The 22,540-nt window shown below is 50.6% G+C and carries 27 protein-coding genes; 22 read left to right on the top strand and 5 right to left on the bottom strand.

Annotated elements, in window-relative coordinates:
• From B2X00_RS06415 to ispH, 4 genes are all read left to right on the top strand, one after another.
• Nucleotides 1–1,140, top strand: a 1,140-nt coding sequence (locus B2X00_RS06415) for a class I tRNA ligase family protein (protein WP_290486583.1), incomplete at its 5' end; no start/stop codon positions are given.
• Between the two features lie 10 nt (nt 1,141–1,150).
• The gene (gene lspA, locus B2X00_RS06410; protein WP_071463876.1) at nt 1,151–1,666 is read left to right on the top strand and encodes a signal peptidase II; all 516 of its coding nucleotides are present in this window, start codon (nt 1,151–1,153) and stop codon (nt 1,664–1,666) included.
• A 2-nt stretch (nt 1,667–1,668) separates the two neighbouring features.
• A complete protein-coding gene (fkpB, locus tag B2X00_RS06405; RefSeq protein ID WP_290486582.1) occupies nt 1,669–2,109 on the top strand; it encodes an FKBP-type peptidyl-prolyl cis-trans isomerase in 441 nt (146 codons plus the stop codon).
• Between the two features lie 18 nt (nt 2,110–2,127).
• Entirely contained in the window at nt 2,128–3,057 is a 930-nt protein-coding gene (gene ispH, locus B2X00_RS06400) for a 4-hydroxy-3-methylbut-2-enyl diphosphate reductase (protein ID WP_290486581.1), read from the top strand.
• Here ispH and B2X00_RS06395 read toward each other — a convergent pair.
• The 3 genes from B2X00_RS06395 to B2X00_RS06385 are packed head-to-tail and all read right to left on the bottom strand — an operon-like array spanning nt 3,032 to nt 4,430.
• A complete protein-coding gene (locus tag B2X00_RS06395; RefSeq protein ID WP_290486580.1) occupies nt 3,032–3,385 on the bottom strand; it encodes a type II secretion system protein in 354 nt (117 codons plus the stop codon). The two genes, ispH and B2X00_RS06395, sit on opposite strands and share 26 nt — an antisense overlap.
• A complete protein-coding gene (locus B2X00_RS06390; RefSeq protein ID WP_290486579.1) occupies nt 3,382–4,020 on the bottom strand; it encodes a hypothetical protein in 639 nt (212 codons plus the stop codon). Before B2X00_RS06390 ends, B2X00_RS06395 begins: the two co-directional genes overlap by 4 nt.
• Nucleotides 4,011–4,430 carry a hypothetical protein gene (locus tag B2X00_RS06385; protein WP_290486578.1) on the bottom strand — a complete coding sequence of 140 codons (420 nt, stop codon included), beginning with the start codon at nt 4,428–4,430 and terminating at the stop codon, nt 4,011–4,013. Before B2X00_RS06385 ends, B2X00_RS06390 begins: the two co-directional genes overlap by 10 nt.
• A 161-nt stretch (nt 4,431–4,591) precedes the next feature.
• On the opposite strand from B2X00_RS06385, the gene flhA reads away from it, so the two are divergent.
• From flhA to B2X00_RS06325, 12 genes are read left to right on the top strand one after another with little or no spacing between them, the layout of a single operon-like run.
• Nucleotides 4,592–6,730: a flagellar biosynthesis protein FlhA gene (gene flhA / locus B2X00_RS06380; RefSeq protein WP_071463313.1), complete on the top strand. Its 2,139-nt coding sequence runs from the start codon at nt 4,592–4,594 to the stop codon at nt 6,728–6,730.
• A 15-nt stretch (nt 6,731–6,745) separates the two neighbouring features.
• Nucleotides 6,746–8,077, top strand: a complete 1,332-nt coding sequence (flhF, locus tag B2X00_RS06375; RefSeq protein WP_370215847.1) for a flagellar biosynthesis protein FlhF — start codon at nt 6,746–6,748, stop codon at nt 8,075–8,077.
• 48 nt (nt 8,078–8,125) lie between these two features.
• Complete coding sequence (locus tag B2X00_RS06370; protein WP_071463315.1) at nt 8,126–8,998, top strand: MinD/ParA family protein; 873 nt, start codon at nt 8,126–8,128, stop codon at nt 8,996–8,998.
• Complete coding sequence (locus B2X00_RS06365; protein WP_071463316.1) at nt 8,991–9,716, top strand: RNA polymerase sigma factor FliA; 726 nt, start codon at nt 8,991–8,993, stop codon at nt 9,714–9,716. The genes B2X00_RS06370 and B2X00_RS06365 overlap by 8 nt, the downstream gene beginning before the upstream one ends.
• Nucleotides 9,717–9,752: 36 nt before the next feature.
• Nucleotides 9,753–10,136, top strand: coding sequence for a chemotaxis response regulator CheY (cheY, locus tag B2X00_RS06360; RefSeq protein ID WP_006954899.1), 384 nt, complete (start codon nt 9,753–9,755; stop codon nt 10,134–10,136).
• 11 nt (nt 10,137–10,147) lie between these two features.
• Nucleotides 10,148–10,888, top strand: coding sequence for a protein phosphatase CheZ (locus B2X00_RS06355; RefSeq protein WP_071463877.1), 741 nt, complete (start codon nt 10,148–10,150; stop codon nt 10,886–10,888).
• Nucleotides 10,889–10,901: 13 nt separating this feature from the next.
• The gene (locus tag B2X00_RS06350; protein WP_290486577.1) at nt 10,902–13,136 is read left to right on the top strand and encodes a chemotaxis protein CheA; all 2,235 of its coding nucleotides are present in this window, start codon (nt 10,902–10,904) and stop codon (nt 13,134–13,136) included.
• 15 nt (nt 13,137–13,151) lie between these two features.
• Complete coding sequence (locus B2X00_RS06345; protein WP_290486576.1) at nt 13,152–14,315, top strand: protein-glutamate methylesterase/protein-glutamine glutaminase; 1,164 nt, start codon at nt 13,152–13,154, stop codon at nt 14,313–14,315.
• A 3-nt stretch (nt 14,316–14,318) separates the two neighbouring features.
• Complete coding sequence (locus B2X00_RS06340; protein ID WP_071463319.1) at nt 14,319–15,092, top strand: ParA family protein; 774 nt, start codon at nt 14,319–14,321, stop codon at nt 15,090–15,092.
• 8 nt (nt 15,093–15,100) lie between these two features.
• Nucleotides 15,101–15,907: a chemotaxis protein CheW gene (locus B2X00_RS06335; protein WP_290486575.1), complete on the top strand. Its 807-nt coding sequence runs from the start codon at nt 15,101–15,103 to the stop codon at nt 15,905–15,907.
• A 1-nt stretch (nt 15,908) separates the two neighbouring features.
• The gene (locus B2X00_RS06330; protein ID WP_290486574.1) at nt 15,909–16,412 is read left to right on the top strand and encodes a chemotaxis protein CheW; all 504 of its coding nucleotides are present in this window, start codon (nt 15,909–15,911) and stop codon (nt 16,410–16,412) included.
• 9 nt (nt 16,413–16,421) lie between these two features.
• Nucleotides 16,422–16,883 carry a DUF2802 domain-containing protein gene (locus B2X00_RS06325; RefSeq protein ID WP_290486573.1) on the top strand — a complete coding sequence of 154 codons (462 nt, stop codon included), beginning with the start codon at nt 16,422–16,424 and terminating at the stop codon, nt 16,881–16,883.
• Here B2X00_RS06325 and B2X00_RS06320 read toward each other — a convergent pair.
• Together B2X00_RS06320 and B2X00_RS06315 are read right to left on the bottom strand one after the other, a co-directional pair.
• The gene (locus B2X00_RS06320; protein WP_071463323.1) at nt 16,880–17,158 is read right to left on the bottom strand and encodes an EscU/YscU/HrcU family type III secretion system export apparatus switch protein; all 279 of its coding nucleotides are present in this window, start codon (nt 17,156–17,158) and stop codon (nt 16,880–16,882) included. The two genes, B2X00_RS06325 and B2X00_RS06320, sit on opposite strands and share 4 nt — an antisense overlap.
• A complete protein-coding gene (locus tag B2X00_RS06315; RefSeq protein ID WP_290486572.1) occupies nt 17,155–18,879 on the bottom strand; it encodes a flagellar hook-length control protein FliK in 1,725 nt (574 codons plus the stop codon). The genes B2X00_RS06320 and B2X00_RS06315 overlap by 4 nt, the downstream gene beginning before the upstream one ends.
• A gap of 117 nt (nt 18,880–18,996) precedes the next feature.
• On the opposite strand from B2X00_RS06315, the gene ccmA reads away from it, so the two are divergent.
• From ccmA to B2X00_RS06285, 6 genes are all read left to right on the top strand, one after another.
• Nucleotides 18,997–19,680 (top strand): cytochrome c biogenesis heme-transporting ATPase CcmA, encoded by a 684-nt coding sequence (gene ccmA / locus B2X00_RS06310; RefSeq protein ID WP_290486571.1) that lies wholly within the window; start codon nt 18,997–18,999, stop codon nt 19,678–19,680.
• Nucleotides 19,680–20,354: a heme exporter protein CcmB gene (gene ccmB, locus B2X00_RS06305; protein WP_290486570.1), complete on the top strand. Its 675-nt coding sequence runs from the start codon at nt 19,680–19,682 to the stop codon at nt 20,352–20,354. The genes ccmA and ccmB overlap by 1 nt, the downstream gene beginning before the upstream one ends.
• A 1-nt stretch (nt 20,355) precedes the next feature.
• On the top strand, nt 20,356–21,120 hold the full coding sequence (locus B2X00_RS06300) for a heme ABC transporter permease (RefSeq protein WP_071463327.1): 765 nt from the start codon (nt 20,356–20,358) through the stop codon (nt 21,118–21,120).
• Complete coding sequence (gene ccmD / locus B2X00_RS06295; protein ID WP_071463328.1) at nt 21,120–21,329, top strand: heme exporter protein CcmD; 210 nt, start codon at nt 21,120–21,122, stop codon at nt 21,327–21,329. Before B2X00_RS06300 ends, ccmD begins: the two co-directional genes overlap by 1 nt.
• A 4-nt stretch (nt 21,330–21,333) precedes the next feature.
• Nucleotides 21,334–21,816, top strand: a complete 483-nt coding sequence (ccmE, locus tag B2X00_RS06290; protein WP_290486569.1) for a cytochrome c maturation protein CcmE — start codon at nt 21,334–21,336, stop codon at nt 21,814–21,816.
• A partial coding sequence (locus B2X00_RS06285) for a heme lyase CcmF/NrfE family subunit (protein ID WP_290486568.1) occupies nt 21,813–22,540 on the top strand: 728 nt, incomplete at its 3' end. The genes ccmE and B2X00_RS06285, both read left to right, overlap by 4 nt.

Raw genomic sequence — 22,540 nt, 5'->3', positions numbered from 1 at the left:
TACCTTGAAGGTTCTGACCAACACCGCGGCTGGTTCCAAAGTTCATTGGTAACGGGTGTCGCGATGTATGAGCAAGCGCCATACCGTCAAGTGCTGACGCACGGCTTTACCGTAGACGCACAAGGTCGCAAGATGTCGAAGTCAATCGGTAACGTAGTTGCGCCGCAGGACGTAATGAATAAACTCGGCGGCGATATCCTACGTTTGTGGGTCGCTTCGGCGGATTACTCAGGTGAGATGACGGTATCAGATGAGATCCTCAAACGTTCAGCGGATGCCTATCGCCGTATTCGTAACACCTCACGTTTCTTGTTAGCGAACTTGAGCGGTTACGATCCTAAGCAGCACCAAGTGCCGATGGACGAGATGGTCGAGTTGGACCGTTGGATTGTTGGCCGTGCAGCTGACTTACAGAAGCAACTGGTGGATGCCTACGACAACTATCAGTTCTTGTCGGTGGTGCAAAAATTGATGCACTTCTGCTCGATTGAACTGGGTAGTTTCTATCTGGATATCATTAAAGACCGCCAGTATACCGCTAAAGCGGATAGCTTGGCGCGCCGTTCGTGTCAGACCGCACTGCATCATATTGCCGAAGCACTAGTACGTTGGATGGCGCCGATTTGTAGCTTTACCGCGCAAGAAATCTGGGACCTGTTGCCGGGTGAACGCGAGCAATATGTATTTACTCAAGCATGGTATGAAGGCTTTGAACAGTTTGCTGGCGTCAGCAGCGAGGAAAATACCTTCTGGATTGAGCTACTGAATGTGCGTGATGCGGTCAACCAAGCGCTTGAGCAAGCGCGTCGTGATGACGTCATTGGTGGCTCGTTGCAAGCAGAAGTGACCTTATACGCCGATACGGCACTGGCTGAAAAACTGAAACGCCTAGGTGCTGAGTTACGCTTTGCGTTATTAACCTCAGAGGCGTCTGTTGCAGATCTCGCTGATGCGCCAGAGAGCGCGGTCAAAGCCGAGCAATTACCGCTCGCCGTCGCTGTGGTTGCAAGTGCCCACAAAAAATGTGAGCGTTGCTGGCATCACCGTGAAGAGGTAGGTCAAATCAACGAGCATCCAGACTTGTGTCAACGTTGCGTGAGCAACATTGATGGTGCTGGAGAGGAGCGTCACTTTGCCTAATGCTCAAGCGATGAAACCGAATAAACGCGCATCGGGTCTACAGTATTTGTGGATCACCTTGGCTATTTTTATCCTCGACCAACTCACCAAATGGTGGGTTGCGAGTGATTTTGAACTTTACGAAAGCCGTATCATTATTGACGGCTTGTTTAACCTGACCTATGTACACAATTACGGTGCTGCGTTTAGCTTTTTAAGCGACGGCGGTGGCTGGCAACGTTGGTTCTTTACCTTAATTGCAGTAGCCGTCAGTATCGTGTTGCTCATCTGGCTGCGTCGCAATGATGTGAGTTTCTGGCGTCAGAACTTGTCATTCTCGTTGATCTTGGCGGGTGCCGTTGGCAATGTGACAGACCGATTCTTGTTCGGTTATGTGATCGACTTCTTAGATGTGCATTATCAAGGCTGGCATTGGCCCGCATTCAACGTGGCGGACTGTGCGATTACCATTGGTGCAGTGCTCATGTTGTTAGAAGCGTTTATCGATAACCGTCGAGATCCCGAAGATACGAAAGGTAAGGAGTAGTCGTGGGACGTTTACCGATTGAAGATGGCCGTGAAGTGGTCATGCATTTTACCATTAAACTGAGCGATGGTTCGGTGGCCGACAGTACACGAATGTCGGGAAAGCCAGCGAAGTTTCGTATGGGGGATGGTAGCCTAACCGAAAATTTCGAAGCTTGTTTAATTGGATTGCGGCCAGGCAGTGAGCGCGAGTTTACACTGGCACCACAAGACGCTTTTGGTGAACCGAACCCCGACAACTACTATTATGTTGATTCGGCTAAGTTTAGCGATGAGACCAAGCCTGAAGTGGGCGCAATTCTCACGTTCACCCAGCCTGATGGTACCGAGCTACCAGGGATTGTGCGGAAAATCGAGGGTCCTACGGTGACTATCGATTTTAACCACCCTCTGGCTGGTCAAACGGTGATTTTCGAAGTTGAAATTATTAGCGTGGAGCCGTAACCGGCACACGGAGGAATTATGCAAATTTTACTCGCCAACCCACGTGGCTTTTGCGCAGGCGTGGATCGCGCGATTACCATCGTCGAGCGAGCATTGGAGATATTTGAGCCACCCATTTATGTGCGCCACGAGGTGGTGCATAACAAATATGTGGTGAATAAATTGCGTGATGCGGGTGCGGTCTTTGTCGAAGAACTCGATGAAGTGCCCGACGATGCAATTGTTATTTTCAGTGCGCACGGCGTCTCACAAGCGGTTCGTCAGAATGCCAAAGATCGCGGTTTAAAAGTCTTTGATGCAACCTGTCCACTGGTGACTAAAGTGCATATGGAAGTGACACGTGCCAGTCGTAAAGGGCACGAGTGCGTGCTCATTGGTCACGCCGGACACCCCGAAGTTGAAGGCACGATGGGGCAGTATGCCAATCCGCAGGGCGGCATTTATTTAGTCGAATCTCCTGAGGATGTCGCAACGCTCGAAGTAAAAGATGCGGATAATTTGCACTACATGAGTCAAACCACGTTATCTGTCGATGATACGGCGGATGTGATTGATGCCTTACGGGTGCGTTTCCCTAACATTAACGGGCCTCGTAAAGACGACATCTGCTATGCCACACAGAACCGACAAGATGCGGTGCGTCAATTAGCAGAAGAAGCGCAATTAATGTTGGTGGTCGGTGCCAAGAATAGCTCGAACTCAAATCGGTTACGTGAACTGTCCGAGAAGATGGGCACACCTGCTTACTTGATTGATGATGCCAGTGGCATCCAGCGCGATTGGCTTAACGATATCGACCGTGTGGCGGTGACCGCAGGCGCTTCGGCGCCGGAAGTATTAGTGCGCGAGGTTATCGAGCAGTTACGCAGCTGGGGTGGTGAAACTGTGACTGAGCGAGAAGGGCGCGAGGAAAACATCATCTTTAGTATTCCGCCAGATCTTCGTTAGTCAACGCTACGTAAACTGGGATAACCCCCTCTAAATTAGCATGGGCAAGCCAGAACGTGGCTTGCCGTGCCGAGTACCATTCTTGTGTCACTGTTATTGCCTCATTAGTGGGCTGCCAGTGTCGAACCTCTCCGTTTCCGATTGCCATCAATAACTCGTTTTGTGCCGCTTGCAGTTGTTCTAACGCGTGTTGCCGCGCCTGTAATCGGCGGACTTCGGTCTGCGTAAGCTGCACCATACTTAAGCCGCTCGCCAGCGATATGCTCACCACGACCGTCATTATCATCGCCTCGATAAGTGCTGAACCTTTGAGCTTTAGCAAGCTCATAAGCGCGTTGCTGCAGTTGCTGGTATTGTTGCCATTGCCAGGCGAAACGTTGCGTTAATAGATTCAGGTGTTCGGTGGCAAAGAGCATGATCAATGCATGTATGCCAATCAAGGACAGAAGGGGCGTAATAAAGCTGCTCATCAAACACGCTCCGATTGACGGGTGCAGGACTGAATAAGGGAAGGCGCATCGTGTGTGCCGACGTGGCGAGGGTGATCTGGTAACCCGGTGCGAGTGCCCGAATGCTAAACTGGGTCAGGCTGAGTGTTTGCGCTGTGGTTAGACTTTGCCAGCCGCGCTGGGCACAATCAAAAGCATCACCATGGTATTGCAATGCCCCAGCGCGTAAGCGATAACCAACCTGATCGCCTGTGTGTATCGTCAGTAGGTAACAGCTATGTTGCGAGCTCGAAGTCAATTGCCTGACCTGTTCACTGCGTAACAGATCACGTCCAATTTGTAGCGCTAGACCTTGCAAAGCAAGCTGCGCCTGAGGTTGCTGCAAGGCTTGATTGATTGACGTGGTTTGCCACAGTATGACCTGTACTGACGAACCCGCTAATAGGACCATTAGGGCACAAGCCGCAAGTAGCTCAATCAGTGCAAACCCCCAAGGGCGTGTTGTTACACACATGAAGTTATACCCATTATCTCGACATCGCCAGCGCTACAGTACCTTATCCGTCCGATAGCACTGACAATCCAGCGTAGTTCGAACTTACCCTTATGCATACTTAAGTGGCCGGCACGAGCATACCCTTGTGGCGCATAAAAAGTCAGCGGACGGCTGTGATCATTAAAGTTACTGGTAAACTGCCAACCGTCGGTTTTGAGCGCGTGCTTAATGGCAGTAAGCGGAATCTCGATATGGCGTTGCTGCGCTTGCGCACGCGCTTGATACGCTTGCAGCAAACTTAAGCCGCGCAGTCCAAGCGCTCGCGCTTCGAGTTGTGCGGTTGAGTGCTGCATGGCAGGGACACCTGCACTCAGCAATAGCAGACTCAACAGTGAACAGACAGACCACTCCAGTAAACTACTTGGCATTAATCATTCTCCAAACTAACCCTCAGAAAAGCTAAACCTCCGCTCGATAAACGCCTAGCGGAGACGTCCGATAGGTACGTAGGTGATAACTGTATTTTGTTGGCACAGAATTTGTATCAGTTAGTCAGAGAATCATTTTTTTGACGCGCAGGAAAAGAAGTATGGCAAGTGGTGCTGCAAGACTGAACAATTTAAAAGGGCTGGCGCAAGCTAACTCGCACATAATTAAAGGGTTCGGTACCCCGCTGGCGGTGATGGCGATACTCGCGATGGTGGTGCTTCCCATTCCACCTATCTTGTTGGATATCCTCTTTTCGTTCTCAATTACTCTTTCATTGGTGGTGATGCTGGTTGCGGTCTACACCCAACGTCCACTCGATTTTGCCGCATTCCCTACGGTATTGCTGATAGCGACCGTATTGCGCCTATCATTGAACGTAGCATCAACCCGTATCGTGTTACTCAACGGTCACGAGGGGCCCGGCGCTGCAGGTAGTGTCATTGAAGCCTTTGGTAGCGTAGTTATTGGCGGCAACTATACCGTCGGTCTGGTGGTCTTCGCTATCTTGGTGATCATCAACTTTATCGTAATCACCAAAGGTGCCGGCCGTATTTCTGAAGTCACTGCCCGCTTTACCCTTGACGCTATGCCGGGTAAACAGATGGCCATCGATGCGGATTTGAATGCCGGACTTATTAATCAAGAGGAAGCGAAAGCGCGACGCAGCGACGTAACTCGCGAGGCTGACTTCTACGGCTCGATGGATGGTGCCAGTAAATTTGTTAAAGGCGATGCCATTGCCGGTATCTTAATCCTTTTAATTAACGTTGTAGGCGGCTTCTTAATCGGCATGATCCAGCATGACTTGTCGTTTGGTCAGGCGATTGAAGTCTATACGCTACTTACCATTGGTGACGGCTTAGTAGCACAAATTCCAGCGCTGTTGTTATCTGTCGCAACCGCCATCATCATTACCCGTGAAAATGATACCAAGGACATGGGTGAAGCGGTTGTATTTCAGCTGATTAACAACCCGAAAGTGCTAGTCATTTCAAGTGCAGTATTGTTTGCCATGGGCGTTATTCCCGGCATGCCGCACTTTGCTTTCTTATCGATGTCTGCCGTGCTCGCAGGTGCTGCATATTACAAAATGCGTCATGCAGAAACCCAAGAGACCGAGCAAGTTGAACAAAAACAACAAGAACAACAGCAACAGTTAGCTCAAAAAGAGCTCAGTTGGGACGATGTGCGTCATGTAGATACCCTTGGCTTGGAAGTGGGCTACCGCTTGATTCCGCTGGTTGATAGAAGCCAAGGTGGCGAACTGCTATCGCGCATTAAAGGAGTGCGCAAGAAGCAATCACAAGAGTTCGGATTTTTAGTACCGGCTGTGCATATCCGCGATAATCTTGATTTGGGTCCTAATAGCTATCGCATCACGCTCATGGGGGTGACCATGGGTGAGGCGGATATTCGTCATGACTGCGAGTTAGCGATTAATCCCGGCCAAGTGTTTGGTGAGTTAGAAGGTGAGAAGACCACCGATCCAGCGTTTGGTCTCGAAGCGATTTGGATTAAACCAGAACAACGTGAAAACGCCCAAACCATGGGCTATACCGTGGTTGATGCAGCAACGGTTGTTGCTACACATTTGAGCCAAATCGTCACAAACCACGCCTCGCAATTATTAGGGCATGAAGAAGCGCAAGAGCTACTGGATCGTTTGGGTCGTAGCCACCCTAAATTGGTCGAGGGCTTGGTACCCGATTTATTGTCTCTCGGCAACTTTGTCAAAGTTTTACAAAACCTGCTCGACGAGGGTATCGCTATCCGTGACATGCGGACTATTGCACAGACGCTTGTCGAATATGCTGGACGCACACAAGACACCGATGTATTAACCGCGGCGGTCCGCATCTCGTTACGTCGACTCATCGTTCAAGACATCTCCGAAGGGCAACAAGAACTGCCTGTCATTACTTTGGCGCCAGAGTTGGAACAGATGTTGCATCAGTCATTGCAAGCCGCAGGCAATGAAGCCGAACAGCAAGGCGCAGGTATTGAACCTGGCTTGGCAGAACGCCTGCAGCAATCGTTGAAAGAGGTTCATCAACAACAAGAGATGAACGGCGAGCCATCGGTGTTACTGACATCCGGGCTATTGCGCTCAACGATGGCGCGCTTCGCGCGTCACGCAACTGACGGAATGCGGGTGCTGAGTTACCAAGAAATTCCAGATGATAAACAGATTCGAATTGTGAGTTCGATTGGCGGCCAACAACAGCCAGCGGCTCAGTGATAGGGGGATTTACCTGTGAAAATGAAGCGCTTTTTTGCTGAGGATATGCGTCGTGCCTTATTGCAAGTTAAGGAAACGCTCGGACCGGATGCCGTTATCATGTCGAATAAAAAGGTAAACGGTGGCGTTGAGATTGTCGCTGCAATTGATGGTGATGCAGAGCCACAAGCGCCGCAAGCAGCGGCACCAGCAGCCGAGTCGGCATCGCAGAGCGATGAGGCGGAACGGTATGCTGAGCCTGCAAACTCACTGGCCGAAATCTTGGCACGCCAGGCACAACATCCAGCGATGCAGGCAAGCAATGCTGAACCTAAGCCAGCACCCGAACCTCAAACTGAGCCGGTCCAAGCTGGCGCCGAAGCGACCCAGGTACCCAGTGAGCCCGAAGTCGATATCCCTGACTATGTTGGTGGCGGTAGCGCTGCTGAAATCGCAGAACTGCGCGCGCAAATCAAAGGTGTCCAGAACTTACTGCAACATCAGTTGAGCGGTTTGATGAAACAAGAAATTGAGCGCGAAGAACCAATGCGCGCCTTATTGACCCAACGCCTTATGACTATGGGTGTGAGCGAACGAATTGCCGATCAAATCGCCTGCTTCATCCCTGAGGGCGATGACATCGAAGATAGCTGGGAGCAATCATTGCAATTATTGGAAGGTCAGCTTAACACCACCCATGACGATATTTTGACTCGTGGCGGTGCAGTTGCGTTAGTCGGTCCGACGGGTGTCGGTAAAACAACGACGATTGCTAAGTTGGCAGCCCGTTATGCGCAGCGCCACGGCTCTGACTCGGTCGCATTGATTACCACCGATACGTTCCGTATTGGCGCAAGCGAACAACTGAAAGTGTATGGTCGTATTATCGGTTGTCCAGTTAAAGTCGCAAACGATGCTAAAGAGTTAGCTGATGCAATGCTGACATTGCGCGACAAACGCCTGATTTTGATCGATACCGCGGGTATGGGTCAGCGCGATAAACGCTTAAGTGAACAACTCGCGCAATTATTACAGAATAAACGTCTAAGAATTCGTCCATATTTGGTATTATCTTCAACATCACAAACACAGGTGTTGAACGATACGGTTAAGCAGTTCAAAACATTGCCGTTGGCAGGCTGCATTTTTACTAAACTAGACGAGTGTTTAAGTTTAGGTGAAAGTATCAGTGTTGCCATCGAGCAAGGGCTTGCGGTGGGCTACTTAACCCACGGACAGCAAGTACCAGAAGACATTCGCGTGGCGGACGAGCATTACATGGTCACCGAAGCAGAGCGCTTATACGATAAAAGCATTTGTTCGAATGTGTCAGACATGCCAAAATCAAATTGGCAGGCCGTTCAATAAAAGGTCATCGATTAATCAAGCATTAACCAGCAGTAAGAGTTAGAGCGCATGGATCAAGCTAGTGGCTTAAGAAAGATGAAACAAAGTAAAGTCAAAGTCATTGCAGTAACGGGTGGTAAAGGCGGTGTGGGTAAAACCAACATCTCTTTAAACATGGCTATTGCAATGGCAGAGCAAGGCAAACGGGTATTGGTGCTAGACGCTGATTTAGGTCTCGCCAATGTCGATGTCATGCTCGGACTGCGCGTGCAAAAAAATCTTTCTCATGTGCTCAGTGGGCAGGCCGAACTCAAAGACATTCTGATAGAAGGCCCAGCAGGTATTAAGATTGTACCGGCCACTTCAGGCACCCGTTCGATGATTGACCTCGACGAGACGCAACACGCAGAGTTGATTCGCGCTTTTAGCGATCTACAAGGAGACTTTGACGTGTTGGTGATTGATACCGCAGCGGGTATCGGTAATACCGTTGTGCGTTTTGCCCGCGCTGCTCAAGATGTGATGCTGGTAGTTTGTGATGAGCCGACTTCAATTACTGATGCTTACGCGCTGATGAAAGTGCTGAGCAAAGAACAGGATGTGTTCAAGTTTAAAGTTGTTGCCAATATGGTGCGTAACCTAAGAGAAGGCCAGTTGCTGTTTAATAAGTTGACCAAGGTCACTGATCGGTTTTTGGATGTCGCGCTAGAATTAGCCGCCATCATCCCGTTTGACGATAACATTCGTTTGGCGGTACGAAAGCAAAAGCCATTAGTACTTATGCAGCCTCGTTCGCCTGCCTCATTAGCCATCAAAGCCCTTGCGCAACGTGCGCTTGACTGGCCGGTACCTGCGCAAGCAGGCGGGCATTTGGAATTTTTTCTTGAACAATTAATAGGATCGGCCGATAACGGTAAGAAGCAGGATGTTGCCAATGAATAAAGCCGCTGTTTACAGTGCCCATGCTGATAATCGTCAGGCGATTATCGAGCAACATACGGGGCTCGTGAAGCGAATCGCACACCACATGATGGCGCGCCTACCCGCGAGCGTACAAGTCGATGACTTGATCCAATCCGGTATGATTGGCTTATTGGAAGCAGCTAGAAATTTTGATAACAGCAAGGGCGCGAGTTTTGAGACCTTTGCGGGCATTCGTATTCGTGGTGCTATGCTCGACGAAATCCGTCGCGGCGATTGGGCACCGCGGTCGGTGCATCGTAACCATCGACGTGTGTTAGAAGCCATCCGCCAAGTCGAGAACGACACGGGGCGTGATGCAAAGGATACGGAAGTAGCGGAAAAGCTAGAAATGTCGCTCGAGGAATACCACGCTATTCTGCGTGATGTTAACTCGGGACGAATTATTGGCATCGAAGATCTGGGCGTCTCGGAAGATGTCATCGTGCCTGAACAAGTAACAGGCACCAACTATGAGCCGCAAAAAGATGTAGAGAACGATGCGTTTCACCGTGCACTGGTGGACACCATCTCTGGCTTACCTGAACGTGAAGCCTTAGTGCTTTCGTTGTATTATGATGAGGAACTGAACCTAAAAGAAATTGGGGAAGTGCTCAGCGTGAGTGAATCACGTGTTAGTCAAATTCATAGCCAAGCGATGATGCGCTTAAAAACGCGTATGCAAAGCTGGGTAGAGTAATTGTCGTAGTAATCGAGAGCCCAAGTGGAGGGAGCTTTGGATAAAAACATGAAAATTCTTGTTGTTGATGACTTTTCAACAATGAGACGAATCATCAAAAACCTTCTTCGCGACCTTGGATTTACCAACATCCAAGAAGCTGACGATGGCAACACCGCCTTACCGATGCTCCAGCAAGGTGACTTTGACTTTGTTGTCACTGACTGGAACATGCCAGGGATGCAAGGTATCGACTTACTTAAAGAAATTCGTAAAGACGATGACCTCGCGCACTTGCCGGTACTGATGGTGACCGCAGAAGCTAAACGCGAGCAAATTATTCAAGCCGCCCAAGCGGGCGTCAATGGATACATCGTTAAACCTTTCACAGCTGTCACGTTGAAAGAGAAGCTCGATAAAATCTTTGAACGCATCAGTTAATGAGTGCGGTTATGTCAAAATCATCGGCAAATATATCGCTCCAGCAAGCGCAGCAACTGGTTGAATGGCTAGAAGCGGGCGAGCAAGCCAAAGCCGATCAATGGCTTGATGACTTTCGCGAGGAGCGTGATGACAAACTCTTCACGTCGGTGGGGCAACTGACTCGCGATCTCCACGAAGCACTGCAAGATTTCCAACTCGATCCGCGGATTATGCAGTTAACACAGGATGACCTGCCCGACGCACAAAACCGTCTGCAGTACGTTATCGAAAAGACAGAAGACGCTGCTAACCGAACCATGGATGCAGTCGAAGCCTGCTTGCCGATGACTGACGAAATGCATCAGCGCGTCGAACAAGTCATGCCGGCCTGGCAGCGATTGATGAGTAACGATATTCAGTTGCACGAATTCAAAGAAATGTGTCACCAAGTCGATGCGTTAATGCGTGAATGTGGTCAGAATATGCCGCAAATTCATGGCTTAATGACCGAAGTGTTGATGGCGCAAGATTATCAAGATATTACCGGTCAAATCATCCGTCGAGTGATACAGCTCGTAGAAGATGTCGAGAAAAATTTGATCGAGCTTCTCAAGTTGTTTGGTGAAGAACAGAAATCTCAAGCTAAACAAAATGTAAAAGCAGTCGATAAGAGTGCAGCAGAAGGACCTGTGATTAACCCAGAACAACGTGATGATGTCGTCGAGAATCAGGATGACGTAGACGATTTATTATCTAGCTTAGGTTTCTAGGAGAGAGCAGCGCATGAGCTTTGAGATGGACGAAGACATCTTACAGGATTTCTTGATCGAGGCGGCAGAAATCCTCGAGCAGTTATCCGAGCAACTCGTTCAATTAGAAAACGACCCCGAGAACAAAGATCTCCTAAACGCCATCTTTAGAGGTTTCCACACCGTTAAAGGTGGGGCTGGTTTCTTATCGGTTTCCGCGTTAGTTGATACCTGTCACGGTGCGGAAAATGTTTTCGATACCTTACGTAATGGTCAACGTTCTGTTTCGGCTGACTTGATGGATGTGATCCTGCAAGCGTTGGACACCATTAATGCCCAGTTTGCTCAATTACAAGCGCGCGAAGAACCCGAAGCCGCCGATAGCGAGCTACTCGAGACACTGCACAAGCTCTCTCAACCCGAATCGGAAGACGAAATCGCCGACGACACTGATGCCGACGTACGTCGCGCCTCTAGCGCGACAGGCGATGCCTCCGCCGACACCGAAACCGACGACGATACCGATACCGACGACGATACCGATACCGACGTAAGTAGTGCCTCTGGCGCGACAGACGATACCTCCGTCGACGACATTCAAGAAGACGAATTCGAAGCCTTACTTGACGAACTCCATGGCAAAGGGCAAGGGCCCGGTGCCAATAAATCGTCGGGCAATGAGCCGGCAAAAGAGCAAAGCAAAGCCAGCAGTAAAGACGGTGATGACGAAATCACTGATGATGAGTTTGAAGCCTTGCTCGATGAATTGCACGGTTCCGGTAAAGCACCGACCAGTGCAGAGAAAAAACAAGAAGAGCAGAAGTCGGCGAGTAAAAGTGATAGCGACGAAATCACTGATGATGAATTTGAGGCACTGCTAGACGATTTACATGGCAAAGGGCAGGCGCCTAAGGTTGATAAAGCCGCTGCTAAACAGCCAGAGGCTCAAAAACCAGCGCCGAAAAAACCACAAGCTAAACAGCCAGAGGCTAAAAAGCCGGAGCCGAAGAAACAAGAACCTAAGAAGCCAGAAGCAAAACAAGAAGAGTCGAAGAAGCCCGAGGCTAAGAAGGCCGCTGCACCGCCACCACCTCCGGCAGAAACCACGGTGCGAGTGGATACCAAACGACTCGATGAGATCATGAATATGGTCGGTGAGCTGGTCTTGGTGCGCAACCGATTATTGAGCTTAAGCAATAATGACGACCAGAAACACGAAGAGATGAGTAAAGCCATCTCTAACCTCGACGTGGTTACAGGTGACCTGCAAGGCGCAGTGATGAAAACCCGCATGCAGCCTATCAAGAAAGTCTTTGGTCGTTTCCCGCGTGTCGTGCGCGATCTGGCGCGAAGCTTGAAGAAAGAAATTAACCTCGAGATGTACGGTGAAGATACCGATCTCGACAAAAACCTTGTCGAGGCATTGGCGGATCCGTTAGTGCACTTGGTGCGTAACTCTGTCGATCATGGCATCGAAATGCCAGATGACCGTCAAGCCAAAGGTAAACCGCGCGAAGGTACCGTGACCTTATCGGCGTCGCAAGAAGGCGACCACATTATGTTGTCTATTAAGGACGACGGCGCTGGTATGGATGCCGAAAAGCTCAAGCAAATTGCGATTAAACGAGGTGTGCTTGATGAGGATGCGGCGGCTCGCTTATCCAACGAAGATGCCTACAATCTGATTTTTGCGGCGGGTTTCTCTACCAAAGAGCAAGTGTCCGATATCTCGGGTCGTGGCGTGGGCATGGATGTGGTGAAAACCAAAATTAGTCAGCTCAACGGTAGCATAAAAATTGATTCGGAGCTCGGCAAAGGTACTGAGTTACTGATTAAGGTACCGCTAACCCTCGCTATTTTGCCGACCTTGATGGTCGAAGTGAAAGAGCAAACCTTTGCGTTACCGTTGGCAGTGGTCAGTGAGATTATTGACCTTGATATGTCGAAGACCAACACCGTTGATGGTCAGCTGACACTGATCGTGCGTAAACGCGCTATCCCACTGTTCTTCTTAGAACACTGGCTGACCCGTACGCCTGAGCGTAATAAGCGCAACGAAAATGGGCATGTGGTGGTCGTTCAGATCGGCAACCAACAAGTCGGCTTTGTTGTTGATGCGTTAATCGGTCAAGAAGAAGTCGTCATCAAACCATTAGATAAGTTATTGCAAGGTACGCCAGGTATGGCCGGTGCAACAATCACCAGCGATGGTGGTATCGCATTGATTATCGATGTACCGAGCATGCTGAAGTACTACGCAAAACGATAACGGGTAACACTAAAAATGACAGTGAGTGTTTTAGTGGTCGATGACTCGGCGTTTTTCCGACGCCGAGTAACAGAGATTCTTGAAAGTAACAGTCAGATAAAGGTCATTGGCTCGGCGAATGATGGCCGTCAAGCGGTGGAGCAAGCAAAAAGCTTACGCCCCGATGTGATCACCATGGATATTGAGATGCCCGTCATGAATGGCATCGATGCGGTCCGCGAAATTATGCGCGATGCGCCGTGTCCTATTCTAATGTTCAGTTCGCTTACCCACGAAGGCGCAACGGCTACACTGAATGCACTCGAAGCCGGCGCCGCTGACTTCCTGCCGAAAAAGTTTGAAGATGTCGCGCGCAATCGTGAGGAAGCGGTAAAGACGCTACAAGATCGTGTAATAGCCATCGCGGGGAAACCGGCGGTGCGCCGTTCAACACCTTCGCGTCCTTCGGCAGCAGCGCGACCCACCGAATCGACTAGCGAACGACCGTCGTCGCTTAACCGGTTTGCGCGCAAAACCCCGCCACCGACGCGCAGCTCAACGCGAGAGCCAGAAGCACCCACTACGCGTGTTACGACGGAACGTCTTACCATTAACCGTGCGTATCAGGTGTTGGCGATTGGGACATCAACCGGCGGACCTGTCGCATTGCAAAAGATATTGACGCAACTCCCCGCAAACTTTCCCTATCCGATTGTGATGGTACAGCATATGCCGGCGGCTTTTACTAAAGCCTTTTCGCAGCGTTTAGATGGGCTTTGCAAAATTAGCGTACGCGAGGCGGAAGATGGGGATAGTTTACAGCCGGGCGTGGCCTATTTAGCTCCGGGTGGCAAGCAGATGCTTGTTGAAGGCCGTGCGGGAGCGGCGCGTTTGCGTGTGCGCGAAGATAACTCGGGTCGCGTAACCTATAAGCCCAGTGTTGATTTGACCTTTGCCAGTCTATCGAAGGTTTATGGCGGCAAGGTGTTGGGTGTTATTTTGACAGGCATGGGCGCTGACGGCCGTGAGGGCGCGCGCATGCTGAAAGATCAGGGCGCAACAATATGGGCACAGGATGAGGCGAGCTGCGTGGTTTATGGTATGCCTCAAGCCGTCGCTAGTGCCGGTATTTCATCACGTAATGTCAGTCTTAACCAAATGGGCAGTGCGCTACTGACCGAAGTCGGTTACGGAGACTAAACCATGCACGTGTGGACCATCGCAAACCAAAAAGGCGGCGTAGGCAAGACCACCACGACGGTGGCGCTCGCCGGCTTGTTGCAGCAGCGAGGTCAACGGGTGCTATGTATTGATATCGATCCGCATGCGTCATTGACGTTTTATTTCGGTATTGATGCCGAGGGGGTCGAGGCAACAGCCTATGATGTGTTTGCTATGGGCAAAGATGTCGATAAGCAAACCACTTTAAAGGCGATTGTTCCGACCGAGCATGACCATCTTGATGTTATGCCTGCGAGCATGGCGCTGGCTACTTTGGATAGAAAGCTGGGTACCCAAGGCGGTATGGGACTGGTGCTGCAACGCGCTCTAGCGTTGGTAGAACACCGTTATGATTATGTATTAATCGATGTGCCCCCAGTGCTGGGCGTATTAATGGTGAATGCCTTGGCGTGCTGCGAGCGTGTGCTCATTCCGGTGCAAACCGAGCCGCTTGCACTTAAAGGCTTAGAACGTATGATGCGAACGCTCGCCTTGATCCAAAAATCGCGCGGGCACGCACATCAATACACTATTATTCCAACGTTGTATGATAAACGAACGCGCGCATCACTGGAAACCTACAAAAAAGTGGCGCAGCGTTACGGGAAAAGTGTCTGGAACGGCATGATCCCAATTGACACAAAGTTCCGAGACGCCAGCAATGAGCAGTTGCCGCCATCGATGTTTGCGCCGCAATCGCGGGGTGTATTGGCGTATCAAACATTGCTGACATATTTACAGCAACTACATCTATAGGAGGTCACGTGAGTCGCTCGAACTACAGCAGTGAACAAGCAATGACCGAATATTTGGATGCGTTGCTGTTAGAAGAAGAAGCGCCGCCGGTTGATTTTGATGACTCGCCGGTGCGTTCATTGCTCGAACGGGCCACGCCCGCTGTGCAACAGCCCGAGCCGGAACCCGAGCCCGAAGTCGTCTCGGAACCTGAGCCTGTGCCAGAAGCAGAACCAGAACCGGAGCCCGAGCCAGAACCAGAAATAATTGAACCGACTGAGGTTACAGAAACCGAAGTCAGCGCCGATATGGAAGATAACGACGCTGCACCGCCGCCGACCGACGCGATGATGGAATATCAAGAAAATGATTTCCAGGCGCTGTTTTTTAAGGTAGCCGGATTAACCTTAGCGGTACCTTTGAAAAGCTTAGGCGGTATACATACGTTAAGTAAAATCAGCCCGCTAATCGGCAAGCCGCGTTGGTTTAGAGGCATCATGAACGAGCGTGGTGCCAAGCTGCAAGCAGTCGATACAGCCCGTTGGGTGATGCCCGAAAAGCTCACTGACGAGGTAGAAGAACAGATTAGTTATGAATACATGATCACATTGAGTGACAGCAACTGGGGCCTATTGTGCGAAGAGCTGGTCGATAGTGAGCCCTTACAACCGGACGCCATTCAATGGCGTAACGGCCCTAATCAAAAGCGGCCGTGGTTAGCGGGCGTGGTGCGCGATCGAATGTGTGCGTTACTCGATGTGAATGCTTTAATTACACTGCTGGATAAAGGCTTGGGTCATACCCAATCGGGCCCTAAAAATGAATCGGAGTCATAGCATGGCAACTGAAAAACGTAAAACCAAACAACAAGCTGAAGCCGATAGCAACGATGAAGTGCTTCAGTGGGTAACCTTTCAACTGGAGCAAGAGACTTACGGCATCAACGTAATGCAGGTACAAGAAGTACTGCGCTACAGTGAGATTGCGCCTGTCCCTGGTGCACCAGATTACGTGTTAGGTATTATTAATCTGCGCGGTAATGTCGTGACCGTCATTGATACGCGGCTGCGCTTTGGTTTGCCAGAAAACGAAATTACCGACAACACCCGCATCGTGATTATTGAATCGGATAAACAGGTGATTGGTATTTTAGTCGACAGTGTCGCCGAAGTGGTTTATCTGAAGAAATCGGAAATCGATAGTGCACCGAATGTCGGCACCGAAGAAAGCGCACGCTTTATCCAAGGGGTCTCGAACCGTGAGGGCGAGTTGTTGATCCTAGTCGACTTAGATAAAATGCTGACCGACGAAGAATGGGATGAAATTTCGCGGTTAGGATAAAAATAGTTAATGACCTCACTTACAGTTTGGCTGGCATCGGCAGCGCTGATGCTAGCAATTGTTGCCATCATTGTGGCGGTAATGACCAATCGCAAGCACACAGAATTGCTCGAACGCCAGCAGCAGCGCTTATTGATGCTCACCGAGGCGTTGGGCGCTTTAGAAGAGCAACCAAAACCGCGGCGTTCGGCTGCCGATAATGAGGCTGTCAGCAAGCTTCGCGAAGAGATCGCGCAGTGGCAAAGACAGCAGCAACACGCCATAAAACAGCTTGAACAACAACAGCAAACTCAGCAAGAGCAATTTGCCACCACCTTGCAACAGCTCGAGCAACAAGAGCCTGAGATTAAGCTGTATCAACGGGCGGCAAAACTAGTGGAGCAGGGAGCGAGTGTCGATGATTTGATGCAAGCCTGCGATTTACCGCGTGCTGAGGCGGAGCTGATGCTGGCTATGCATAAGCGCAGTTAGTACCAACTATCAGGAAATTTACCGTCTAATAAGTACGAAAATGCAATTAGTTCCGCGATCAGCACATAGAGCTCGCGCGGAATTTCCTCGCCTACATTCAGCCGTGCTAGGGAGTCCGACAGCATCGGATCCTCATGCACCATGACGCCATGGGCTTTAGCCACTTCGATAATTTCTTCGGCGAGCTCATCAAAGCCCTTGGCAATGACCTGCGGCGCATTTAAACCATCGTAAGATAAGCCAATGGCCTGTTTCTGTTTATTATTCTCGCTCATACCGTTACCCGGATAATACCGCTGTGTTGTTGTGCCAAACTTTCGGGCACTTTGCCTTGCTTAATCTGAAAATCCACGGCGGCGACATCTAAACCCGCAAGCCGTTGCTCGAGTTCCGGGAGTTGGCGTTGCAAGTGCCGTTGTGCCGCCTCCGACTCGGTAAAAAACTGCACACGAGTGCCCGCGGTTTGATAACGTCCTTTGACTAACATGGGACCCCATTGCTTAAGCTCAAAGCGTAGATTAAATAACCACACTGAACGTTCATTTTTTTCATCGCGATGCCCACCTGACTCGCGTTTGATCAGCAGTTCGGTGCCGGTTTGGCTGCTCGGATTTTGCGACGGCAGCATCAGATAAAATTCGGGCTGTTGCGCCGGACTGTCTTGCAAGCGCATTTGACTGCTTTGAGCACTATTCATTGTCTGCGCCAAATTGCTCAATAAACGCTGCAACTGTGCCGCTGGCTGCTGGAGTAGTTGCGCATTAAGGCGTTCGCGTACTTCTGCTGTCATGGGCGGGCGTGGCAGCAAAGCTCTATCATCGCCCGGCCGTGCCTCACTGGGGCCTCGCATAATCTGATCCAGTATGGCTTGGCTGAGTGCTTTAGCTGCCTGTGGCTGCGCGCTTTGTTGAGCCTGCATACGGATACCCAACAAAGCGATAATCAGTTTACCGACTACACCTAACTGGTGACTGGGTTGACTACTGACCGGCTTGGCAGCAAACCAATCATTGACATAATTAGCGAGTTGTTGGGGTTGCATCATTTGCTCGCCCTTCGGGAGTTGCGCGAGTGTTTGCGTCAGTAGCTGTTTTACCTCGGGTTGCTGTTGCGGCGTCATGTCCGTCACTTGGCGTAGAAACTGACTTAATTGTGCAGGTGTTAGCGTTTGTGTTTGCTTCACTAATCGACCATCCACCGTGGGCGCTGTTGGTGCGGGCGTCGTCGGTACAGTCGGTTTCGGCGCAGGCGCTGTCGGTTGTTGCACTTGACTAGGCACCGGCGTGGTGATGTGTTGAAGCAATGCACGCGCGAGGGGTTGGGGGATTTGCTGTAAGGGAACACTCACTTCAGTCACTGTTTTAGACGGCGTTTGCAGTTGCATCACCAACTGACCCTGGCTCACCTTCATCGCGTTAATCTGAACAGGTAAAGGCGTGAGGGGGGCGGGCGTTGCTGTTGCTTGAGTCTGCGAGACTTTAACCCACTGTGTGAGCACGTGTTGTAACTGCTCACTGACTGCTTGGCGCATGGGTTGTGGTAGCTGAGTCAATGGCACCGTGAGGTTATTAGGTGCGCTTGCGCTCGGGGAGGGCGTCGCTGAACCTTGCTGTTGCGGCGGCATACTGATGCGCGCATCACTACGCATGATCTGTTCAACAATACGACTGATCAAAGCGCTTTGCGCTTTTGGTGAGATCGGCCGTTGAGCCTCGCCTGTAGCACGCAGCAGCACTTGCTCAAGTTGTTGCTTTACCGCGGCTAGGGTTTGTGGCGTGATATTCAACTGACTGTTAACTGGCGCGGTATTAAATTGTTGAGGCTGCTGAGTCGGACTATTCAATTGTGTCGTCAGTGCATTAAATACGCTCTGCATAGCATTTTGCTGCGCTTGTGAAACAGCCGCTTGTGGGGTATTCAACGCGGCAGTCGTTGCCGAGTTTGACGGCGTCGCCAACGACTGCATCATTTGTTGTAATAGCTGTTTAATTTGCATGACGCACTGCCCTTACCCAGATCATGAAAAGCGACCGTTTTACATGGCTTTTTCGGCAAATATTGTGGTAAACTCGAGCCAATTTACACATCATTTGCAGACATTGCCGCAGCCTTGATGAAGCATAAAACGACAGAACCTCTGCCCCGACTTACAGCGCACGAACTTTCCTCAGTTCGCGGCGGGCGTACCTTGTTCGAGCAGGTCTCTTTTGAGGTTCATGCTGGCGAACTCTGGCAAATTACCGGTGCCAATGGAGCCGGTAAGTCGACACTGCTTCGTATGCTTGCCGGGCTCATGCCGAGCCACACCGGCCGTATTGAGTTTAACAACCACTCAATACAGTATGACCGTAGTGCTTATCATCAGCAACTCTTGTTTATTGGTCACAAACCCGCGGTTAAAGCCGAGCTGACCGCGTTGGAGAATGTCTATTGGCAACGTCGTTTAAGCGGCGATCATCGTGCCACACAAGACAGTATGGATGACTGGAGTCTGCTCGAAACTATTGGGCTACTCGGGTTAGAAGATGAAATGACGGGTCGGTTATCGGCAGGGCAACAACGTCGCGTGGCACTCACTCGGTTATGGCACAGTCAAGCACCGTTATGGATCCTCGATGAACCCTTTACCGCGTTGGATGTAAAAGGCATCGCGTTACTTGAGCAACGCTTTAGCGAGCACCTAAGTCAAGGCGGTAGTATCGTCATGACGTCGCATCAAGCGTTATCGCTGGCGAGTTTGAATCCACAGCAGTTGCATTTAGGTGAAGCTTACGCCAATGCCATGGGAGTCGCGTGATGACCGCAATGCAGTTATGGCGTTCAGTACTCAGTAAGGATTTGCGTCTTGCCGCGCGAAGACGCTCAGACGCGATCAACCCACTGATTTTCTTGCTCATGGTGATCACGCTGTTTCCACTCGGCGTCGGACCCGGCCCTGATATTTTAGCCCGTATTGCACCAGGCATTATTTGGGTCGCGGCATTATTAGCCACCTTATTGGGCGTGGATCGTATTTTCAAAGATGACTATGCCGATGGGTCGCTCGAGCAGCTGTGCTTACTACCGCAGCCGCTCGCCTTTACAGTGAGCGCAAAAATGGTTTCGCACTGGTTATTGAGTGGTTTGCCATTAGTGATACTCTCGCCGCTGCTGGCATTGTTGTTGAGCTTACCGACTTCCGCTTATGGTGCGTTAAGCCTGTCATTATTATTAGGCACGCCAGCATTGAGTGCGTTGGCTGCCATCGGCGCTTCGCTGACGTTGCCGCTACAACGGGGCAGTGCCTTAATCAGTTTAATTTTATTGCCATTGTTTATTCCGTTACTGATATTCGCCACGTCGGCGGTAGAGAGTGCAGGAATGGGCATGGCCGTGCACGGACAGTTGGCTATTTTAGCGGCCATTTCCGTATTAACCGTAACATTAGCACCGCTGGCCGTGGCCGCGGGCGTCAGAATGAGTGTGAATTAATATGTGGCGTTGGTTACACCCGTATGCAAAGCCTGAAGCGACGTATCGCTTAGTGGATAAGTTATTGCCATGGTTCGCTGGCCTGACATTGATTAGCCTATTGGTGGGCATGGTGTGGGGCTTGGCGTTTGCGCCGGCCGATTACCAGCAAGGCGATAGCTATCGCATTATCTACATTCACGTTCCCGCGGCTATTTTCTCCATGGGTGCCTATTTTGGCATGGCAATTTGTGGCGCCATTGCGCTAATCTGGCAGATTAAAACGGCGGAGTGGGCATTACCCGCGATTGCGCCTGTGGGCGCGGCCATGACCGCTATTGCATTATTTACTGGCGCCATTTGGGGTAAACCCATGTGGGGTACTTGGTGGGTGTGGGATGCACGGCTCACGTCAGAACTTATTTTATTGTTCTTATACATCGGCGTAATGGCGCTGTATGCCGCATTTGATGACGCGCGTACCGGTGCTAAAGCCGCCTCGATTTTGGCGATTGTGGGGGTGGTCAACCTACCCATCATTCATTATTCGGTAGAGTGGTGGAACACGCTCCATCAAGGCGCCACCATTACTAAATTTGAGCGTCCCTCCATTGCTACGAGCATGTTGTGGCCGCTACTAATCAGCTTGTTAGGCTTTATGCTGTTAACCGCGACCTTAGTACTGATGCGTTACAAAAATCAGTTGCTTAAGCACGAACTCAATCGCCCGTGGGCGCAGGCAGAGCTCGCGCTTGATAGTCGCGAATCAGCTGAGGAGACGCGCTAATGGCATTTGATAGTTTTAGTGAATTTGTTCATATGGGTGGCTACGGGCTCTATGTGTGGTCGTCTTTTTTTCTGACTTTTTTAGTGATTGCAGGTGTTGCCTTAGAAACCAGTGTGCAGCGGCGACGTTTGCAGAAGGAAAGCTTAAAAGTTCAACGTCGTAAACAGCGGCTTGCGCGTCGTACGCAGCAAGCAAGCGCTGAGGAGTAGAAGTATGAACCCGCGTCGTAAAAAACGGTTAACCTGGGTACTTGTTTTAGTCGTTGGCGTTAGTATTGCCATTGGTCTCATGCTGTATGCCATGAGCTACAGCATTAACTTGTTCTACACGCCGAGTGACTTTGAACAAGTTGAGGAAGGCAAACAGCCACCACAAGTAGGTCAACGTATGCGCATTGGCGGTATGGTGGTCGAAGGCTCTGTGGATCGCGATCCAGAGACGCTTGAAGTCAGCTTTAAAGTCACCGATACCGGACCTGAAGTGACTATTTTGTATCAAGGTATTCTGCCCGACTTATTCCGCGAAGGGCAGGGTATTGTCGCACAAGGCGAGCTGATAGCCCCACGTACGCTGAAAGCGAGCGAAGTGCTGGCAAAACACGATGAAGAATACATGCCACCCGAACTCGCCGAAAAAATGAAAGGCATTAAGCATGTCAACCCAAATCAACCAGCTGAGCAAGAGGAGACACCATGATTGCTGAGCTCGGTCATTTAAGTATTGCGATTGCGCTGGCATTCTCAGCGCTGTTGGCGGGTTATGCATTGATTGGTGCACAACGCGGTCATGGGGGCATGATGAGTCTGTCGCGTCCGCTCGCGATAGGGCAGTTTATTTTCACCGCAATTGCCTTCGCGTTGTTGGTCACCGCTTTCGTCCAAAATGACTTTAGTATTGCTTATGTAGCCGCTAACTCGAATACGCAGTTGCCCTGGTTTTATCGTATTACCGCGGTGTGGGGCTCGCACGAAGGCTCTTTCTTACTGTGGATGTTGATGCAAGCGGGCTGGATTGCCGCTGTTGCGCTGTTTTCTCGCTCCATGCCTCTGCCGATGGTGGCACGCGTACTTGGCATCCTGGGTCTGATCAGTATCGGTTTCTATCTGTTTATGATGACAGTATCGAACCCGTTTGATCGCAGCTTGCCGATTATTCCGGTCGATGGCAATGATTTAAACCCATTACTGCAAGATCCCGGCATGATCATTCACCCACCGTTGCTGTATATGGGCTATGTGGGTTTTTCTGTTGCCTTTGCGTTCGCTATTGCTGCGCTGATGTCGGGCAAACTCGATGCGGCATGGGCCCGTTGGTCACGTCCGTGGACATTGGCGGCGTGGATGTTCCTAACCGTCGGCATCGCGCTCGGTAGTTGGTGGGCATATTACGAGCTCGGCTGGGGCGGCTGGTGGTTCTGGGA

The sequence above is a fragment of the Idiomarina sp. UBA3162 genome, assembly GCF_002364475.1.
In the GTDB taxonomy this organism is placed as follows: Bacteria; Pseudomonadota; Gammaproteobacteria; order Enterobacterales; family Alteromonadaceae; genus Idiomarina.
The sequence above is the reverse complement of the archived record's forward strand: the minus strand, read 5'-3'. Positions and strand labels throughout refer to the sequence as shown.

Bases quoted from the DNA above. Each gene is read 5' to 3' on its own strand.
- B2X00_RS06395 (WP_290486580.1), bottom strand. From the start codon at position 3,385: ATGAGCTTGCTAAAGCTCAAAGGTTCAGCACTTATCGAGGCGATGATA.
- B2X00_RS06320 (WP_071463323.1), bottom strand. From the start codon at position 17,158: ATGAGCGAGAATAATAAACAGAAACAGGCCATTGGCTTATCTTACGAT.
- ccmA (WP_290486571.1), top strand. From the start codon at position 18,997: ATGAAGCATAAAACGACAGAACCTCTGCCCCGACTTACAGCGCACGAA.
- B2X00_RS06345 (WP_290486576.1), top strand. From the start codon at position 13,152: ATGACAGTGAGTGTTTTAGTGGTCGATGACTCGGCGTTTTTCCGACGC.
- lspA (WP_071463876.1), top strand. From the start codon at position 1,151: ATGAAACCGAATAAACGCGCATCGGGTCTACAGTATTTGTGGATCACC.
- B2X00_RS06350 (WP_290486577.1), top strand. From the start codon at position 10,902: ATGAGCTTTGAGATGGACGAAGACATCTTACAGGATTTCTTGATCGAG.
- flhA (WP_071463313.1), top strand. From the start codon at position 4,592: ATGGCAAGTGGTGCTGCAAGACTGAACAATTTAAAAGGGCTGGCGCAA.
- B2X00_RS06385 (WP_290486578.1), bottom strand. From the start codon at position 4,430: ATGCCAAGTAGTTTACTGGAGTGGTCTGTCTGTTCACTGTTGAGTCTG.
- ispH (WP_290486581.1), top strand. From the start codon at position 2,128: ATGCAAATTTTACTCGCCAACCCACGTGGCTTTTGCGCAGGCGTGGAT.
- B2X00_RS06370 (WP_071463315.1), top strand. From the start codon at position 8,126: ATGGATCAAGCTAGTGGCTTAAGAAAGATGAAACAAAGTAAAGTCAAA.
- B2X00_RS06355 (WP_071463877.1), top strand. From the start codon at position 10,148: ATGTCAAAATCATCGGCAAATATATCGCTCCAGCAAGCGCAGCAACTG.
- B2X00_RS06340 (WP_071463319.1), top strand. From the start codon at position 14,319: ATGCACGTGTGGACCATCGCAAACCAAAAAGGCGGCGTAGGCAAGACC.
- ccmE (WP_290486569.1), top strand. From the start codon at position 21,334: ATGAACCCGCGTCGTAAAAAACGGTTAACCTGGGTACTTGTTTTAGTC.
- B2X00_RS06300 (WP_071463327.1), top strand. From the start codon at position 20,356: ATGTGGCGTTGGTTACACCCGTATGCAAAGCCTGAAGCGACGTATCGC.
- B2X00_RS06325 (WP_290486573.1), top strand. From the start codon at position 16,422: ATGACCTCACTTACAGTTTGGCTGGCATCGGCAGCGCTGATGCTAGCA.
- B2X00_RS06390 (WP_290486579.1), bottom strand. From the start codon at position 4,020: ATGTGTGTAACAACACGCCCTTGGGGGTTTGCACTGATTGAGCTACTT.
- B2X00_RS06365 (WP_071463316.1), top strand. From the start codon at position 8,991: ATGAATAAAGCCGCTGTTTACAGTGCCCATGCTGATAATCGTCAGGCG.
- B2X00_RS06315 (WP_290486572.1), bottom strand. From the start codon at position 18,879: ATGCAAATTAAACAGCTATTACAACAAATGATGCAGTCGTTGGCGACG.
- B2X00_RS06330 (WP_290486574.1), top strand. From the start codon at position 15,909: ATGGCAACTGAAAAACGTAAAACCAAACAACAAGCTGAAGCCGATAGC.
- ccmD (WP_071463328.1), top strand. From the start codon at position 21,120: ATGGCATTTGATAGTTTTAGTGAATTTGTTCATATGGGTGGCTACGGG.
- ccmB (WP_290486570.1), top strand. From the start codon at position 19,680: ATGACCGCAATGCAGTTATGGCGTTCAGTACTCAGTAAGGATTTGCGT.